Source organism: Desulfosarcina cetonica JCM 12296, from assembly GCF_001311845.1.
Classification (GTDB): domain Bacteria; phylum Desulfobacterota; class Desulfobacteria; order Desulfobacterales; family Desulfosarcinaceae; genus Desulfosarcina; species Desulfosarcina cetonica.
Genome location: NZ_BBCC01000041.1, coordinates 1 through 17,710, shown reverse-complemented (window position 1 = coordinate 17,710; position 17,710 = coordinate 1). Strand labels below are relative to the sequence as shown.

Here is a 17,710-nt window from a genome sequence, read left to right as displayed (position 1 = left end):
TCCGGTGATTCACGCCTTAAATTGGTCCACCATCTTTTTCAGCGAGTCCGAGAGAGTGGAGAGCTCCTGGGCGCTCAGGTTGACCTGGGCGCTGCTGGTGGACATTTCATTCATGGACACGTTGGTGTTGGCGACGTCCTTGGAGATCTGACCGGCGACGGATGAGCTTTGGTTGATATTCTTGTTGACTTCCTGGATGCCCTGGGACACCTGAGCGACGTTGGTGGCGATTTCCCGGGTTGACGAAGACTGCTCTTCCACCGCCGTGGCAATATTGCCGACCAAGCTGTTAACGTCGCCGATCACCTGGGTAATCTCCGAAATCTGATCGACGGTCGTCGTCGTCGTCCACTGGATGCCTTCGACTTCGGCCCTGATGCTCTGGGTCGCTTCGGCAGTCTGCTTGGCCAGTTCTTTGATTTCATTGGCGACCACGGCAAAACCTTTACCCGCTTCACCCGCGCGTGCCGCCTCGATGGTCGCGTTCAGCGCCAGCAGGTTCACTTGTTCGGAAATCTCGGTGATGGTTTCGATGACTTTGCCGATGGATTGGGCCGCGGTACCCAACTGTTCCATGTTGGCAGATGCCGTGGCTGCCTTGCGAGCAGCCTCATCGGAGATGCCTCTGGCTTTTTCCGAATTGCTGGCGATCTCATCGATGGTCGATGACATTTCCTCGGAGGCGGCAGCCACCATATTGGTGTTCATGGCTGACTGCTCCATGGACGCCGCCACATTGTTCATATTCGCGTTCATCTCTTCGGCCGCGACCGCCACGGCGCCGGAGCTGTCCGATACCGTCTGGATGCCCTGGGTCATCTCTTCGGAAATGGCGGACAGCTCTGTCGAGGACGAAGAGAGCTTCTCGATGCCTGTGGTGATATTCTTGATGATGCCCTGCAGCTTTTCGATGAAGACGTTGAACCATCGGGCCAGATCGCCGACCTCGTCGTTGGTGTCGGCCGAAAGGCGCATGGTCAGGTCGCCTTCACCCTGGGCGATGTCCTTGAGCCCCGCGACAGCGGCGTTGATTGGCTTGGTGATGGATCGACTGATAAAAAAGGCCAGCAAAATCCCTGTTGCCAACCCGATGCCCAGCATCGATATCATCCACAGCAATGATCGGCGATAGGTCGCTTTTGCGGATTCATTCTCGGATGCAGCGATGTGTTGGTTCAGCTCCGTCAACTTGTCCAGTTTGTCGCGCATGGTTTCGAAGTTCCGCATGGCTTCGCCCAGCGTCAGATCCAACGCCAACCGGCGGCCTTCCCGCTGTCGGTGACACGGCCGTCGACGATTTGCCGTGATACGCCAAGCCACTGGGCGCGGGCCTTGTCGTATTGCTCAATAAGCTTTATTTCTTCAGCGGTGACGGGTAGTTCTTTATACTTATTCCAACGCTCTTCGGACTGCTTCAGGTTTTCCTCGTAATCGGCAAGCAATTGTTTGAAAACATCTGAATTGACATTGGCAAAGATCATTGAACGCTCTGCCACCAGCAGCTGCTGCAAATCCCGGTCGGCTTGCAATAATAAATCGATGCTGGGCAGCCTGATACTGAAAATATCCTCCAGGTTACCTTCAATATGGTTGAGGTTTTTATATCCGGTAAAACCCAATCCTCCCATCAGCAGCAACATCAAAGCGAATCCAACGGCCAGCTTATAGCCGATCTTAAGGTTGTTGAGCCATTTCATGAGGGCGTTTCTCCACGTCATTTCTGATTGTTGGTTGCAGGATGGATCTGCTCGACCTTATCTACATCGATGCCGAAGGTAATGGCACCTATCGCTTTTCCACCGTCTACAACCGGCACCGAAACCTGCACAAGGTAGGACTGGGCACTCTCATCGAATTTGACTTCATCGACGAAAACCGTCCCGGCACCATCGTTGAAGGTTTTTTGGAACTTGGCTTCATCACCCTGCCAGTAGTCGGATGTTTTGTCCGTCATGGCTACGTTGGCGCCCTGATTGTCCATCACGAAAATCTCGGCAAAATAGGGCTTCGATCCTTGGATCTCGCGCAGATGCTGTCCACATTCGTTTTCCATGAGCGCTTTCATGAAGTCAACGATGCCGGCGGTATTCTGCCATGTGTTGTCTTGTTGTTTGATCTGGTCCAAGGTTTTGCCTTTCGCGTTTTCACCCGCGGCAGCCTTTACGATGACCGGGTCGGTTCCATAACCGGCCAGTTCGTTTTGGGCCAGGTCCTTGATCTTTTGAGGCGCTTCTTCGGCCAGCGCAACGGCTATCGGGGCAAAGACCATCAATCCGGCAATCAACAGAAAGACTACTTTTTTCACTTGGGTATCTCCTTTATCTATTATTGTTTTGATTCCCTGCCTGGGGGCGACTGTCTGAACAGGGACATTTCCCCGTGCGTCGGGGAGAGCTGCTTATGGCCAATCCGTCGCCACCGCAATTATTCTACGCCGCCATCAATCCTTCCTTGAACGGGGCTCGCCATTTGGGAACGCCGCTTTCCTGCTGCAGCGCATCATCCTTGGACAAAATAAAACCGGTCTCGCCGTTCTGTCGTCTGAATCGAAATGCAGCCCACTGGCTGATAGGATGCTTTTTTGTCGCTGGCATAGGTTATCGACATATTCTTACTATTCTGAAGTCAAAATGAAACAAACATGGGAGCATTCGCAGCACCCATCATATAGACTGACAACGTCTGATTTGGTAGAACGTTTGGGAACGCAGAGCTATGCGACAAGAAGCTTTTTGTAAGGCGATTTTCCGATGATTTTGTTAGACTTTCTCGCCGGCGTTTCCACTATATGGATACCGGCTGCGGATGGGTGTTTTGATAGGCTGCTTTCATCACGTGATGTCGCACTGTCGATGGGTTTAGGTGGCTCCCTTCTTGGTGCCCAAAGAGGATCGGCCGACCCAATATTGTGGTCGGCCGATTAACCCGATTGGTTTTTCAATGGATGTCTTTATTCAATCCATTCAGCCTCCAATAAATTTGATGAACTCGTAAAAAGTCGCATTTTCGACGGATTCGTAAAAAGCCCAAGATCAAGGCTTGCGAATCCTGAGGAATGAGGCGTACTGAGCGTACTCCGCAGTGACGAAGGATGAAGCGTAACGCCGATATTGGGCTTTTTACGAATCCGTCAAATTTGGCCCCTCTCATCTTTGAAGGATGGATTAATCGCTTTCTCCCCAGGCCTTTGCGCTGCGGATTACCTTTTTGCGTACCGATGTCCATTCTCCATCCACGTTGAACATGGATTCCGGCAAGGCCGCTAACATCTTTTTATACAGAGACCAGGGAACCGTAAAGGTTAGCTCATCGGTTTTCAAATACTTCCTGGCTGAAGGATCAAAACCGCCAAGTACAGCCTTCTCTATGCCTTGCTCCTTATAGAAGAGCGGCCAGGCGATGATGTTCGTACATCCAGCCCCAAAAGGGGAGGCCACACAATCCACATCTCCGGTTGTGAACGTCGTTTGGATGAAAAGACCGGTCAACACTTCCGGCCTTGCGAAAAAGATGACAAACTCCGGTTCTTTACTGTCGGTGAACGCGGAAAGCGGTTTAAAGATACAGTATTTTGCAGGAGCTTTGCGAGGGTTGACCTTATCAAGGAATTTCCTCATGGCTTCTGGCGATGGCAAAAAACGCTCGCCATGCAGGGGCGTACCGCTAAAACCCGTTGTCACATAATGCTCGATGAATCTAACATTGGGTTTCATCATGGAACAGTAGAAGACACCTCCTGGACATCCATATTCTTCAGAAGAAATAAAGGCTGCACGATGCTTTTTTCTCGCCCGCCAGATGTTTCCGATGACGCAGGAAAAATGCTTAAAAACCTCTTGCATATCTACCTTTCCCTGCTCTTCCAGCTCGCGCGAGATGCGGGGGCCGGGCTTTGGCCCGAAAGCATTTTCCGGTTTGGTGTTATCGTAATACACGCCAAAAGGCTCTTCGTCCAACCCGAGATGGTCCAAAAATTTTTTGGTGTCTTCAAGTATCGATGTTATGGTCATGGTATTTTTCTCCTAATAGAGGCTATTTAACCGTATTTCAGGTTCTTTCGGTTTCCTTTTCAATACGGCACAGCAGTGCGGAGTGGGGCCAGCTCCCGGTTTCCTGGCTGCAGACCTCGTGGTCGTCCGGACACAGGATATTGGCGTTTGATTCAAACACCCGGAAAAGCTCCGGCAGTTTCTCTTCGCTCTCCGGGAACCACCATCCGTGCTGCAGGTCGACCATGTCTTCCCGGATGGAATCCGAAATCCGGACCTTCTGGCGTATCTTCCCCGAAGGCGTGGATATGACGGCCCAGTCGCCGGCGGCAAGGCTTAATTTTTCTGCAGTGGACGGATGGATCGTGACAACGGGGTCGGGATGTTTCTTGCGAGCCTTTTCGATCTGCCTTTGCTCGGAATGATACATGGGCATAAAGCGACTCCCTGTGATGAGAACAAAGGGATACTCCTTCGCCAGGTCGGGACTGCCCACAGGCGTTAATACCGGTTCGCGGTAGACCGGAAGGGGCGGCAGGTTCAGTTCCTCAAAAATCGAAGATTTAAGCTCCACCTTGCCCGAAGGCGTGCCGAACCCGTATTTTTCGTATAGGCGGAACTCCCGTTCGCCGAAAATGCCGTACTGATCGCAAAACGCTTTGAACGTCAGTCCGATGGGCGCCAGGCAGTAATCGTAGACCTGTTCCACCGTTTCCCAGGGCCAGTGCGCTTCCTGGCCGAGACGGATGCCCAGGCCGCGGTAGAAGTCATAGCTGTTGCGGCGCTCGTAAAGGGGCTCGATTCCCTGGGGACAGGGCATGCAGAAATCCCGGGTCAGCCAGAGCTCCGGCTGCTCCACGGTGGAAGAGGCCGGGAACACGTAATCGGCCAGGGCCGCCGAAGGGGTCAGGTAGTATTCCATGACCACATAAAGCTCAAGGGACTTTAACCCCTCAAACACCTGCATGGTATTGGGGAAGGAGAGCAGGGGATTGCTGGCAAGGGATATGGCGGCTTTCACGGGATAGGGCTTGCCGGTGATCATGGCGTTTACTACCTCCCTGGCATGGGCCAGGTTGGAGTGCCAGGCCTCCGGGGCGGCCAGGTAGCCTGCGGGCAGTTTTTTGTTGGCTGCCTGGTTTTTCTCCCAGCCGGGAAAACCGAAAAAGGGATAAAGATCGGCGCCAAGCTGCTTGACCCGCTGGCTTGCGGGGATGGCCGCGTTCATCTCGAGGGCTTCCCAGTCGATGATTTTGCCGATGTCCCCAGCCATGCTGAGGCTTTCCCCGCCCGGGACTTCCAGGTTTCCGGTGATGGACCGCAGGATCGCCCGGGCCCGGGCGCACTGGGTGGCGTTGACGCCCTGTTTGTCCAGGCCGTAACCCCAGGGGATGATGGCGGGCTTGGCGGTGGCATACATGCGGGCCGCCTTTGCGATCAACTCTTCAGGGATGCCGGTGATCTTAGCCACCTTTTCAGGGACATAGTCTGCCGCTGCGGTTTTCAGCTCCTCAAAGCCGACGGTCCAGTTGTTCACAAAGTCTTTGTCGTACAGATCCTCCTCGATGATCAGGCGGATCCAGCCCAGCATGAGGGCCACATCCGTGCCAGGCCGGATCTGAAGCCAGAGGTCCGCCATTTCAGCCTCTTTTGTGCGCCTGGGTTCAACCACGATCAGTTGGGCACCCTGCTTTTTGGCACGGACCAGCTCGGCATAAAGACCGACGGGATCGGAGTTGACCGGATTGGCGCCCCAGAGGACAATACAGGATGCCCCGATATGACCGGGCATGATCATGCCGCCGTAAGTGGCGTATTCGGTGGCATAGCTCGGGCACATGCAGACGTTGTTCACCCCGCAGGTGTTGGGTGAGCCGAACAGGTTGAAGAACCTGCGGCAGTCCCAGTGGTAGGTCCGCTTGGTCCCGTGGGTGAAGGCCAGGGTTTCGGCACCGTAACGGTCTTTAAGCCCGGACAGTTTTTCTGCTACCTCGTCCAGGGCCTGTTCCCATGTCAGCCGCTGCCATTGTCCGCCACCTTTTTGGCCCTTCCGTTTCAAAGGATAGTTCAGGCGCTGGGGGTGATGGACATGATCCGGCATCAGCCGTCCCCGCTCGCAGATAACGCCCCGGGTGACCGGGTGATTGGGATCCCCCGTTACTTTGACGATCCTGCCATCTTCAATGTGCAGCAGGGTGCCGCAGCGCGGATGGCAAAGCCACAATAGCTTTTTCTGATTTCAGTCATTTTTGCCTCCTGTTGTCATCGACAATCGTTTTATCGTTCACGGCCATTATATTTAATGCTAGTCCAAGTGGCTGTCCAAATGAATGAACTGTATTTAATAACCAATGTATAATTAGATTGATATCCTACCATAGGCGTTTATAAAACGCTTAGCGGATATTTACAGGTGAATGTCGGGCATGCTTAACGTCTTTTTTATATTGTGGATTCTAAAATGTCGTTGCTATACGATGACACTCATCGCATGCTTTTTTGACAAATTCAGTCGCCATGTGGGGAATTGCATCCACGCCCTCGATGACGACGGCCTGAAATAAATCGATTCCCATGAAATTCATCAGCGCTTTCAGGTAAGGCACCGAGTGATCCTCAGCCTTCCCGTAATGGAAACCGCCGCTTGAGTGGATGTGCAGGCATTTTTTACCCTTTCCACCCAACAAACCGACCGGCCCGTTTTCGGTGTAGATAAACGTCTTTCCTAGGACACAGACGGTATCCAGGTACATCTTCAACTCTGCCGGGAAGTTGAGGTTCCACATCGGTGTTACAAAGGCATATTTGTCGGCGTCGGCGAATTGCTCGGCCGTGCTGTTAATGTTCAGGATTTTCCTCTGTTCGTGCTCTGTAAGGGCTGCGAAATCAATTCCTTCCTGTAGTTTTTGCCATCCGCTAAGCACATCCATGTCTATCCGCTGGACGGGGTCGCGATAAACGTCGACAAAATCGATCCGGTCGTTTGGATGATACTGCAGGTAGGTGTCGAGAAATGCTTTTGCCACTGTCAGGCTGCGAGATTGTTCGACGGGTTTGAGGTTGCAGGTAATGTATAACAAGCTCGCCATAATTTCCTCCGTTGTAACGTGTATTTTGGGTCTTGATTTAGTTTTAAGCGAGGAGTGTGCCAAATAATAATATGTATGTGATAACAGTATGTTGAACAAGTATTGAGATGCCTATTGTGAAATATCCATTTTATATTGTGATATTTCATATTTTCTTGTATTATTTATGAAATATCATTACGAAGAGTTGAAGAATGACGAATCACAAGGATTTTTTCCGGGAGATTACCCTGCGAATCTGTAGCAGCCTCGATATCAAGGTCGCTTTTGTGCGATGCTATGAATATTTACGGCAATACTTCCCGCTGGACGAACTCTTCCTGGACATTCACGATCATCAATTAGGTGCGTTAAGAAGGATTGCCCACGTTTCAGCCTCCGGAGAGACCGTGGATGAAATCGTTCCGCTTCCCGAGACGGTTTGGGATTGGGTCACGACGCTCTCGGGACCATTTGTGTTGACGCAATCAACGGAAACACCCATCAGTCGGATCATGGCACCACTGGTCAAACGCGAGGGAAACACGGACCTCGTCGTTCCTTTATGCATTGAGGAGAGAAAGGTCGGCGTGCTCATCCTAAGGTCATATGGAAATGATAAATTTGAAAAAAGACATGTGAACCTGATAGGAACGGTGGTAGAACCTTTTGCGATGTCACTTTCCAACGCGCTTGCACATGAAGAGCTTCTCCAATACCGGGATACACTCCTTGACGACAAATCCTTCCTTCAAAAGGAACTCTCCCTCGGATTTAAGAGTGAGATTATTGGGGAAGGTAGCGGACTGCGTAACGTCATGGAAATGGTACGGCAAGTTGCCCCGCTAAACACCACGATCCTTTTACTCGGTGAGACCGGCGTCGGGAAGGAAGTTGTCGCCAATGCCATCCATGCAATATCAACTCGAAAAGAAAACCCCTTTATCAAAGTTAATTGCGGGGCGATTCCGGATTCTCTTGTCGATAGTGAGCTTTTTGGGCATGAGAAGGGGGCTTTTACGGGGGCAGATGCAAAAAGGCGTGGCAGGTTTGAAAGGGCAAACGGAGGAACCATTTTTCTTGATGAAATCGGCGAGCTTCCCCTCCAGGCCCAAGTACGGCTGCTGCGCATTTTGCAAAACAGAGAGGTTGAAAGGGTTGGCGGGTCAAAAAGTATCGCTTTGGATATTCGGGTGATCGCCGCAACGCACAGAAACCTTGAACAGATGATCCAGGATAACAAGTTCCGTGAGGACCTATGGTTCAGATTGAATCTGTTTCCAATATTCATTCCCCCCTTGAGACAGCGGCGTGAAGATATCCCCGCGCTGACGCGCCGATTCGTTCGATCAAAAAGTCAAGAGTTGGGGTTGCTGAGACCTCCGGCCATTGCTCCGGGGGCACTGGACAGGCTGGTGAAATATGATTGGCCCGGAAATGTCCGTGAGCTCCAGAACGTGGTTGAGCGTGAGATCATCCTGTTTAAGGACGATGTGCTTGAGTTCAGGTCGCTGTTACCAGAACCGGGAAGGATGAAACCTCGTTCGCCCCAGGACCCAGAACTTCCGGAGCCAGTAAAACTTGACGAGGCCATGGCGCTGCACATTGGAAAAGTTTTGGCCGTTACGAAAGGGAAGATTCATGGCCCAGGAGGCGCTGCCCAGTTCCTTGGTATAAATCCCTGCACGCTCAGAAGCAGAATGCAGAAACTCGGTATGAAAAAGGAAGATAGCAAGTGGGTTTCACGGAAAGTACTTCCGTAAAGCGGTTTTGTTCAACGATCCATTGCGAAACCCAATTCTTTTTACGCAATGGTCGCCTGACGTAAATTCTTAATATCGCGCAACGGTGGCGCCCCAAATAAACGGCTGTATTCACGACTGAACTGAGAGGGGCTCTCATAACCGACCTCGAATGTCGCCGCTAACGCATCCAGGTTCTCTGTAAGCATCAACCTTCTGGCCTCATTCAAACGCAATCTTTTTTGGAACTGTAACGGCGTCATGGATGTCATTGCCTTGAATTGATTATGAAATGCAGACTTGCTCATTCCGGAGTGAGCTGCCAATTCGTTGATACGAAGGGGCTGGGTATAGTTGTGTTTCAACCAATCGATAGCCCTTGAGATCTGATGGCTGTGACTCCCTGAAGCCACAATCTGTTGAAGGCGCGGCCCTTGATTCGTCAAAAGCAGACGGAAAAAATTTCCCTTTTAACCAGTGGGGCGAGAATCTTGATGGTCTCATTCTCGTCAAGCAAATCCATCAGGCGCTGGAATGTGTTGAGCAAGGGGAGCGAAAGTTTGCCTACCGCCATTCCCTTCTGAGCCTGCCGGGAACGGGTCAACGGAAGACCGCTGTCTACCATCAACTGGGATATCTCCCGCAGATCGAGCTCCAACACCAAACCCAGGTAAGGCTTTTTCTTGGTCGCCTCGACAATGTTTGCCACAACAGGCAGGTCGACAGATGAAATTAGGAAACTGGTCGCGTCGTAAACATAGGTTTCCTCTCCTAAAAGCACCCGTTTCGTACCTTGGGCGATTAGCAGATGCTCGCGTTTAGCGTATAGCTTGTCGGCTCTGTGGGCGCGTCCCATCGGTGAAGTCCGAGGCCCGGGATTGCCGTATCGATCTGGTTTTCATTTCCGGTCCATCTGGCGATACGCTTTGCCAGTGCCTGGGTTGCGGTTTCTAATTCTTCAACCGTCTCCACCGGAACACCATTTTTCCCATCCATACGGCAACCTCCTTGTTCTTGATTTTGTTGACGATAACAGAATCAAGGGTTGTTTTTCAATAGATGCGATACAAAACAGTGCATTATCGGGCAACAAACGCTTTTCGTGATGGCGGTATAACTCAGGCGACCATATATTTCAAATATCATTATTATGTATATATTAAGTCTGTTAAATCTATGCCCGAATGCCAAATTCGAGCTGATTTTAAAACATTTTTCTTTATGTAGGTCAATGCGCTTGCCAAGGTTTTGGACAAACAGGCAATTATCAAAGACGATCTGGCTATCTGCGTTCTGATGACCTCGTGTATAAATTAAACAGCAAGTGACACCACGTTGGTTGGTTTCGATTAAATAAAGAAGGAAACGCCGAAGATGAAAAACAATATTCTTATCGCCTATTATTCCTGGTCCGGAAACACCAGAAACATTGCTCGACGGATCGAGCGCGAGACGGGTGGACGGTTGTTTGAGATTGAACCTGCCCAGCCTTACACCACCGACTACAGGGCTGCGGTGGCACAGGCAAAGAAGGAAATAGAGGCAGTCTTCCGGCCGGAGCTGCAATCCATGCCGAACATCACTTCGTATACAATTGCGTTTATAGGCACTCCGATCTGGTGGCATACCATGGCACCGCCGGTGGCCACATTTATCGAACGCTTCGACTTGAATGGAAAGACCGTGGTCCCTTTCCACACCCACGGTGGCGGCGGCGTCGGTTCTTTTGAAGAGGACATCGCCAAGATGTGCCCGGACGCGACAGTCACAAAGGCTTCGGCGCATACAACAGCGGAGGACCTGAAACCGCGACGCAGATTGCTTCCTGGTTGAGTTCCATAGGATTGCGGTCTCGCCAATAAATTTTTCACCCACGAAAGGAAAGCCAACATGGATATCAAACGCAACGGCACACAGGCTTCTGTAAAAGGACCGGCTGACTGGTTTACCGGGACCGTCCGCATTGACCCCTTATTTCTTACGGCGGACGAGCCGGCCCGTGCAACCGGCGCCAGCGTCACCTTTGAACCGGGCGCACGCACGGCCTGGCATACCCACCCCATCGGCCAGACATTGATTGTAACCGCAGGATGCGGCCGGGTACAACGGGAAGGCGGACCGATCGAAGAGATTCGTCCTGGAGACGTGGTCTGGTTCCCGGCGGGAGAGAAACACTGGCACGGCGCAGCACCCAACACGGCCATGACCCACATTGCCATCCAGGAAGCACTTGACGGCAAAAATGTCGATTGGCTGGAGCATGTCAGCGACGAGCAATACGGCAGTTAATGTCAAACCAATAAATGACGGGTTATTGGAAGGTGTTAAAAAGGAGGTATCACTGATGATTACAGAAGAAAAATATACGCTGCCCAATGGAATCGATATTCCCAAACTAGGTCTTGGAACATGGCTTATAAGTAATGACATTGCCGGACAGGCGGTAAAGGATGCCGTGAAAATCGGTTATCGGCATATTGATACAGCTCAGGCATACAGCAATGAAAGCGGTGTTGGAGAAGGCATCAGGGCGTGTGGCGTGAAAAGAGAGAACCTGTTCGTGACCACCAAGCTCGCAGCGGAAATAAAGTCATATAAAGAGGCCGTGGCAGCTATCGATATGTCGCTTAAAACAATGGGATTCGATTATATCGACATGATGCTCATTCACAGTCCGCAACCATGGGCGAAATTTGGTGAGAAAGAGCGGTTTTTTGAGGGAAACCGTGACGCGTGGAGAGCCCTTGAAGAAGCATATCAAGCAGGAAAGCTCCGCGCCATCGGTCTTTCCAACTTTCAAAAACCAGACATTGATAACATTCTTGCGTCCTGCTCCGTCACGCCAATGGCAAATCAGATCCTGGCGCATGTAAGCAATACACCGAAAGCGCTCATTCAATATTCTCAAGAGAAAGGCATGCTTGTGGAGGCCTATTCCCCGGTTGGACACGGAGAGTTGTTGAAAAACGAGGAATTGGCGGAAATGGCGAAAAAATATGGCGTTTCCGTGCCACGGCTGTGCATTCGTTATACGTTGCAGCTTGATCTTCTTCCCTTGCCCAAAACCGCAAACCCGGACCATATGAAAGACAACGCGGACGTGAATTTCGCTATCTCCGAAGAGGATATGGAACTGTTGAAAAACATTGAACGAATCAAGGACTATGGCGAGTCCAGCGTGTTCCCTGTATACAGATAAAAAAGGAGACGATCATGTTATTTGATTTTACATACCATAATCCGACGACCATTCATTTTGGAAAAGAATCCTTAAACCATCTTAAAGGAGAGTTGCTAAATTACGGAGAAACCGTCCTTTTGGTTTACGGAAAGACAGCGATCAAGAAAAACGGGATATATGACAACGTCATCGCCATCTTAAAGGACGCGGGCAAGAAAGTGGTTGAGCTTTCAGGGGTTATGCCCAACCCCACATACAGAAAGATGCAGGAAGGCTGTGAACTGGTGCGGGCCAATGATGTGGATCTTATTCTGGCTGTTGGCGGCGGTTCCGTCATCGATTGTGCCAAGGGGATCAGTGTATCGGCTTATTGCGACGAGGATCCGTTTAAAAAATACTGGCTTGAATCCCAGGCGGTGTCCAATAAAACCGTTCCCGTGGCATCCATCCTGACCATGGTCGGCACAGGCTCCGAGATGAACGGCGGCTCGGTGATTACCCATGAAGAGACGAAAATCAAGGCCGGCAGGGTTTTTCCGGCGGATGTATACCCCAAATTTTCCATTCTGAATCCTGAATACACATACACCGTGTCCCAGTACCAGATGCTAAGCGGCATCTTCGATACCATGTCCCACTTAATGGAGCAGTACTTCACGGGTGATGACGCCAATACAACGGATTATCTTATCGAGGCCCTGCTCCGCTCTTCAATTGACAATGCCCGGGCCGCGTTAAAAGATCCTGAGGATTATGAAGCCCGCAGCAACATCATGTGGAATGCAACCCTCGCATTGAATACGATGACTGGACTTTCAAAAACCCAGGACTGGCAGGTTCACATGATTGAGCACCAGCTCGGCGCCTACACGGACTGTGCCCACGGTATGGGACTTGCCGCGATTTCCCTGCCCTATTACAGACACGTGTCTCCACACGGAATCGACAAGTTCGCACGTTTTGCGGTGGACGTGTGGCAAATCGCCGCGGACGGTAAGTCAAAAGAAGAATTGGCAAAAGAGGGAATCGATGCGCTCGAGGCGTTCTGTAAAGAGTGCGGCATCGTGACGTCACTTAAAGCGCTTGGCGCGACTGAAGATATGCTGCCAAAGATTGCCGAGTCTACATTTATCCTGGACGGTGGATATAAAAAGCTTACGTCGGAAGAGATACTGGAAATCCTGAAAGAATGTTTCTAAAGCCCACACGAGGGGTTGCAGGTTTATCCTGCCGCCCTTCTCCCTCCAGGGTTGCCGGATGGTAGGACAATCCAAACCAAAGGGAGTTTAGATCATGGAAAAAATCATTCGCGTCGGATTCATCGGCCTTAATCCGGATAGTCACTGGGCGGCCACGGCCCATGTTCCAGCACTGAAGTCGCTGAGCGATAAATATACCATTGTCGGCGTTGCCAACAGTACACCCGAAAGCGCCCGACGAACTGCCGAGGCACTGGGACTGCCTTATGCGTTTGAATCTGTCGACGAACTGGTTCATTCTAAAAAAGTCGATCTCGTTACCGTAACGGTGAAGGTTCCGCATCACCTGGAACTGGTCACGGCAGCACTAGAAGCGGGCAAACATGTTTATTGTGAGTGGCCTTTGGGCAATGGCCTTGCTGAAGCCCGTAAGATGGCAAGACTAGCCGAGGAAAAAAGTGTGGTTGCCGTTGTCGGCAACCAGGCGCGCACGGCACTGGAAATCGAACATCTGCGCCAACTCATCGCAGACGGATTTGTCGGAAAGGTGCTTTCCACGACGCTGGTCGGCTCGGGCGGAAACTGGGCCGGAGAGACCACCGACGAGCTTTATTACCTGTTCGATGAAAAGAACGGGGCGACAATGCAGACCATCCCTCTGGCCCATACCCTAGCGGCCATGCGTGATGTGCTGGGCGACTTCGGTCCGTTATCCGCACGCTTTGTCAGCCGTTTTGATACCGTAAAAATTACCGGCACCGGTGAAACCAGGCAGAAAACAGCCCCCGACCAGATTATGGTCCATGGGGCATTGGCCAGCGGAGCGGCACTGTCCGTCCACTACCGCGGCGGCGTATCACGCGGAACCAATCTTTTGTGGGAGATCAACGGCTCTGAGGGCGATATCCAGGTAACCGGCGAGTCTGGACATGCCCAGATGACTCAGCTAACGGTGCGGGGCGCTCGCGGCGACGCAACCGAAATGGTACCGCTGATGCCGGAATCTTCCGCCTATGACGGCTGGCCGGACTTTGCCGGTGCCAGAAATGTGGGGCGCATCTATTCACGACTGTTTGAAGATATCTGCAACGGAACTCAGACCGCCCCTACCTTCCAAGATGCTGTCGCCCTGCATGAATTGATCGACGCCATAGAGCAATCCGCACGGATATGAAAAATAAAAAGATAAGTGAAGAGGCAAGCTATGAAAGCAACTATTTTTTCCCTTTTGATCATGACCGGCCTGTTTCTGCCTGCCTTGGCAATCGGTTCGGAGGGTGAGAACATGGAAAAACGTCACGGATTGAACCAGAGACAACAAAGCATCATTCCCATCGCAGCGTTTACCGCCGATGGAGACATCAACCGGCTTACCCCTGCTTTGGACCAGGGACTGGATGGCGGCCTGACCGTTAATGAAATCAAGGAAGTCCTGGTACACCTGTATGCCTATACGGGATTTCCCCGTAGCCTGAACGCTCTTTCCGCATTTATGGGCGTGTTGGACGAGCGCAAGGCAAAAGGCATCGAGGATGTTGTGGGCCAAGAGGCCAGTCCCGTTCCGTCTGACTTGGACAAGGATAAATATGGCGCAAAGGTTCGAGCAATGCTTGCCGGACGGGAAACAGACATTTCCGGCACCCGGTGGCAGCTGTTCTCACCAGCCATTGATACGTTCCTGAAGGAACACCTCTTTGCCGATATCTTTGTTCGTGATGTGATCAGCCACCAAGACAGGGAACTGGCTACCATCGCCGCCCTCGCCAATATGACGGGTACCGGCGGGCAACTTGGTTTCCATCTTGGAGCCGCAATGAATACCGGATTGACCGAAATGCAGATGAAAGATTTCATTTCCGTGATTAGAACCACCGTCGGAGAAAATCAGGCCGATGGCGCCCAAAAGATATTGACCGAAATGCTGAACAACAGGAAATAGTTTTCTCCATTTTGGGAATCAGAAATGAGATATCTATCGCCTTTTTCAAAAACTACCCTGCGGAAGCAATTGTATACCACATTGTGTGGCCTTCTTGTGATCGCCGTCTGCCTCGCGTTGGGCGCCCGTGCCGTTTTCAGCCAACCCCGATTCGGCAGACTGCCGCAAGTGGATCGGGCTGACCGCGATTTCTATGCCGGTGACGAAATGCACCGCTTGGGTATCAATTTAACCGGAATCGAGGAGATCGCAGAAATGTCAGGCCGCGCAAGAATTGAAAAGAATGAACCGAATGCATCGGAAACCAAAACAGCCATGCAAATAAGCGTGAAGGCAAATGGCAAAACTACGGTTTTCGAACTAAACGGCAGTCCGGCAGCAAGGGATCTGTATGCCCAACTCCCACTGAGCGTCACCGTGAAAAATTACAGCGACAACGAAAAAATCTTCTATCCACCGAAGAAACTGAACACCGCCGATACCCCGCAAGCGGATGCCCAGGCAGGAACGCTTGCCTACTATGCCCCTTGGGGAGACGTCGTGATGTTTTTTGGCCGTTTCGGCTCCGCCGCAGGGTTATATGAACTTGGAAATGCCGTATCCGGGAGCGAGTCTATCCAAGGGATGTCGGGTACGATACGGATTGAGAAAGGTGCTGCCAGATAGGGAGCTGTAATACCTGAAAACTACGGCATGTGAGCATGTCTCCACTCCCTCCTCCTATCTTCCCGCAACCCGCCCATCCACCAACGTCACCCACCCATCGGCCACGCGTTCGACCTGGGCGCGGTCGTGGGAGACCATCACGATGGTGCAGGTTTGTTTCAGATCCATGATCAGCCGTTCAATGGTTTCGGTGGCCGCGGCATCCAGCGAGGAGGTGGGTTCGTCCAGCAGCAGGACTTCCGGATTCAGCACCAGGCGCGGGCCATGCAAAGGCGCTGCTGCTGTCCGCCGGAAAGCTGGCGGGCATCGTCGTTCAGCCGGTGCCGGACCTCATCCCACAAAAAAGCCTGCTTAAGCGCCTTCTCGACGGCCGCCTGTATTTGCGCGCGGGTCAGCCCGCCGGCCAGCTTCAGGGGAAAGGCCACATTCTTGTAGATGCTCATGGGCAGCGGGTTGGGCGTTTGAAAAACCATGCCCACCTGGCGGCGCAGATCGGGCAGGGCCAGGGACCGGTGGTAGATGTCGCGCTCGTGCCCATTCAGCCGGATATTGACGGACCCCGTCAATCGGGCGTGGGGAATGTCTTCCCATAAACGGTTGAAGACCATCAGCAGGGTGGATTTCCCCTGGCCCGAGGCACCGACCACGGCGGTAATGCGGTATTCCGGCACATCCAGGGAGAGATCTCGCAGCACCATCCGGTTGCCATAGGCGAAAGACAGATCGCGGACCTTGATTTTCGGGGTGCGGGGGGTGGACATGGACGCCTCTTTCCTACCGGGTTCCGTAGAGCAGATGGTCGGCCAGGCGGTGGCGGATAACCGTGGCCAGGGTGAACAGGAGGGCGCAAATGGCCAGAAGGACGATGGCCGCGCCGTATCCGCGCATCAGCTCGGCCTGATCGGCATACTGGGCGGAGACCGTATAGATGAAAAAGGGCAGGGCTTCGTAGTTGCCCAAAAGGGATTTGGGAATCCCGGCGGTGGCCACCACGCCGGTCAGCATGATCACGGCCGTATCCTCGGCGCAGCGGCCGATGGAGAGAATGATGCCGCTGAGGATTCCGGAAAGCGCCTGGGGCAGCAGCACGTAGCCGATGGTCTGCAGGCGCGAGGCGCCCAAGGCCGGCGCGGTGATGCGGATCTGCCGGGGAAGGGCTTCCAGCGCCGTCTGGGTGGTGCGAATCAGGTAGGGCAGCACCAGGAACGCCAGGGAAAGCGCCGATATCAACAGGCACGGGGTGATGCGGTCCGACAGGTGCTGATGGAGAAAAACCGCCACGCTGAAGCCGAAAAGACCCACCAGAATGGAGGGGATGCCGGCCAGGATGTCGAAGAAGAGCCCGAAGATCGATTTGATGCGCGGTGTGGCGAACTCGGCCATGTAGATGCCGGCGCCCAGACCCACGGGAACGGCGATGACGATGGCGAATCCGACCAGGGTCAGGGTGCCCACCATGGCCGGGAAAATGCCGTCGAACACCTGCCGGCGCAGCAGCAGGGCATCGATGGGGGCGGTGTCGCCGAAAAAGAGGTGTAACGAAAGACTGCCCGCACCGTTGACGAGCACGTAGCCCAGGAGGCTGACCACGCTGAGGATCAGAACCGCGCCGCTGAGCCAGGCCCAAACGGCGATGACGATGCTTGTCAGGCGCCTTGCCATCGTCGGGGGTCCGAAACAGCGCCGATCCGCCGGGTCAGGATGACCATCAGCGTCGTGCACAGATAGAGGATCATGCCGCAGGCAAACAGGGTGCGGAACTCCAGACTGTCAAAATCGGCGGCCACCACCAGGGCGATGTGGGCGGTGAGCGTGCGCGCCGGATCGGTCAGGGCTTCCGGCATGGCGGCGGCATTGCCTGCCACCATCAGGGCGATCAGGGTGTCGCCGACCGCCCTGCCCGTGGCCAGGACAACACCGCTGACC

At 52.8% G+C, this 17,710-nt stretch carries 19 protein-coding genes and 1 pseudogene; 8 read left to right on the top strand and 12 right to left on the bottom strand.

What is annotated here, in order from left to right; genetic code table 11:
- Nucleotides 1–9: 9 nt before the first annotated feature.
- The 6 genes from JCM12296_RS11700 to JCM12296_RS11675 form a co-directional block, all read right to left on the bottom strand.
- The gene (locus tag JCM12296_RS11700) at nt 10–1,257 is read right to left on the bottom strand and encodes a methyl-accepting chemotaxis protein (protein WP_054692963.1); all 1,248 of its coding nucleotides are present in this window, start codon (nt 1,255–1,257) and stop codon (nt 10–12) included.
- A complete protein-coding gene (locus JCM12296_RS11695; RefSeq protein WP_054692960.1) occupies nt 1,242–1,697 on the bottom strand; it encodes an MCP four helix bundle domain-containing protein in 456 nt (151 codons plus the stop codon). Before JCM12296_RS11695 ends, JCM12296_RS11700 begins: the two co-directional genes overlap by 16 nt.
- 17 nt (nt 1,698–1,714) lie before the next feature.
- Nucleotides 1,715–2,305 carry a PDC sensor domain-containing protein gene (locus JCM12296_RS11690; RefSeq protein WP_213183336.1) on the bottom strand — a complete coding sequence of 197 codons (591 nt, stop codon included), beginning with the start codon at nt 2,303–2,305 and terminating at the stop codon, nt 1,715–1,717.
- A gap of 859 nt (nt 2,306–3,164) precedes the next feature.
- Entirely contained in the window at nt 3,165–4,010 is an 846-nt protein-coding gene (locus JCM12296_RS11685; protein ID WP_054692957.1) for a DUF169 domain-containing protein, read from the bottom strand.
- Nucleotides 4,011–4,047: 37 nt separating this feature from the next.
- A complete protein-coding gene (locus JCM12296_RS11680) occupies nt 4,048–6,213 on the bottom strand; it encodes a molybdopterin-containing oxidoreductase family protein (protein ID WP_218188058.1) in 2,166 nt (721 codons plus the stop codon).
- Nucleotides 6,214–6,445: 232 nt separating this feature from the next.
- A complete protein-coding gene (locus JCM12296_RS11675; RefSeq protein WP_054692954.1) occupies nt 6,446–7,078 on the bottom strand; it encodes an FMN-dependent NADH-azoreductase in 633 nt (210 codons plus the stop codon).
- A gap of 194 nt (nt 7,079–7,272) precedes the next feature.
- On the opposite strand from JCM12296_RS11675, the gene JCM12296_RS11670 reads away from it, so the two are divergent.
- Nucleotides 7,273–8,820, top strand: a complete 1,548-nt coding sequence (locus JCM12296_RS11670) for a sigma-54-dependent Fis family transcriptional regulator (RefSeq protein WP_054692953.1) — start codon at nt 7,273–7,275, stop codon at nt 8,818–8,820.
- A gap of 41 nt (nt 8,821–8,861) precedes the next feature.
- Here JCM12296_RS11670 and JCM12296_RS41735 read toward each other — a convergent pair whose 3' ends face one another.
- Together JCM12296_RS41735 and JCM12296_RS41730 are read right to left on the bottom strand one after the other, a co-directional pair.
- Nucleotides 8,862–9,164, bottom strand: a complete 303-nt coding sequence (locus tag JCM12296_RS41735) for a helix-turn-helix domain-containing protein (protein ID WP_218188057.1) — start codon at nt 9,162–9,164, stop codon at nt 8,862–8,864.
- Nucleotides 9,165–9,241: 77 nt separating this feature from the next.
- Nucleotides 9,242–9,655, bottom strand: a complete 414-nt coding sequence (locus tag JCM12296_RS41730; RefSeq protein ID WP_218188056.1) for an AraC family transcriptional regulator — start codon at nt 9,653–9,655, stop codon at nt 9,242–9,244.
- 518 nt (nt 9,656–10,173) lie between these two features.
- On the opposite strand from JCM12296_RS41730, the gene JCM12296_RS11660 reads away from it, so the two are divergent.
- The 7 genes from JCM12296_RS11660 (at nt 10,174) to JCM12296_RS11630 (ending at nt 15,784) form a co-directional block, all read left to right on the top strand.
- Complete coding sequence (locus JCM12296_RS11660) at nt 10,174–10,632, top strand: flavodoxin (RefSeq protein ID WP_083456080.1); 459 nt, start codon at nt 10,174–10,176, stop codon at nt 10,630–10,632.
- Nucleotides 10,633–10,689: 57 nt separating this feature from the next.
- A complete protein-coding gene (locus JCM12296_RS11655) occupies nt 10,690–11,088 on the top strand; it encodes a (R)-mandelonitrile lyase (RefSeq protein ID WP_054692952.1) in 399 nt (132 codons plus the stop codon).
- A 55-nt stretch (nt 11,089–11,143) separates the two neighbouring features.
- Complete coding sequence (locus JCM12296_RS11650; RefSeq protein ID WP_054692951.1) at nt 11,144–11,998, top strand: aldo/keto reductase; 855 nt, start codon at nt 11,144–11,146, stop codon at nt 11,996–11,998.
- Nucleotides 11,999–12,012: 14 nt separating this feature from the next.
- Nucleotides 12,013–13,179: an iron-containing alcohol dehydrogenase gene (locus JCM12296_RS11645; protein ID WP_054692948.1), complete on the top strand. Its 1,167-nt coding sequence runs from the start codon at nt 12,013–12,015 to the stop codon at nt 13,177–13,179.
- A gap of 94 nt (nt 13,180–13,273) precedes the next feature.
- The gene (locus JCM12296_RS11640) at nt 13,274–14,353 is read left to right on the top strand and encodes a Gfo/Idh/MocA family protein (RefSeq protein ID WP_054692945.1); all 1,080 of its coding nucleotides are present in this window, start codon (nt 13,274–13,276) and stop codon (nt 14,351–14,353) included.
- 111 nt (nt 14,354–14,464) lie between these two features.
- Nucleotides 14,465–15,118, top strand: a complete 654-nt coding sequence (locus tag JCM12296_RS11635; protein WP_213183332.1) for a carboxymuconolactone decarboxylase family protein — start codon at nt 14,465–14,467, stop codon at nt 15,116–15,118.
- Between the two features lie 24 nt (nt 15,119–15,142).
- Nucleotides 15,143–15,784 (top strand): cyclophilin-like fold protein, encoded by a 642-nt coding sequence (locus JCM12296_RS11630; protein ID WP_083456079.1) that lies wholly within the window; start codon nt 15,143–15,145, stop codon nt 15,782–15,784.
- Nucleotides 15,785–15,838: 54 nt separating this feature from the next.
- On the opposite strand, the gene JCM12296_RS44245 is transcribed toward JCM12296_RS11630, so the two are convergent.
- The 4 genes and pseudogenes from JCM12296_RS44245 to JCM12296_RS39790 form a co-directional block, all read right to left on the bottom strand.
- Nucleotides 15,839–16,036: a P-loop NTPase family protein gene (locus tag JCM12296_RS44245; RefSeq protein ID WP_246804176.1), complete on the bottom strand. Its 198-nt coding sequence runs from the start codon at nt 16,034–16,036 to the stop codon at nt 15,839–15,841.
- Nucleotides 16,030–16,545 (bottom strand): phosphate ABC transporter ATP-binding protein, encoded by a 516-nt coding sequence (locus JCM12296_RS11625; RefSeq protein ID WP_246804175.1) that lies wholly within the window; start codon nt 16,543–16,545, stop codon nt 16,030–16,032. The genes JCM12296_RS44245 and JCM12296_RS11625 overlap by 7 nt, the downstream gene beginning before the upstream one ends.
- Before the next feature lie 13 nt (nt 16,546–16,558).
- Complete coding sequence (pstA, locus tag JCM12296_RS11620) at nt 16,559–17,446, bottom strand: phosphate ABC transporter permease PstA (RefSeq protein WP_054692943.1); 888 nt, start codon at nt 17,444–17,446, stop codon at nt 16,559–16,561.
- Nucleotides 17,431–17,710: pseudogene (locus JCM12296_RS39790) on the bottom strand (hypothetical protein); the annotation flags it as partial. The gene pstA and the pseudogene JCM12296_RS39790, both read right to left, overlap by 16 nt.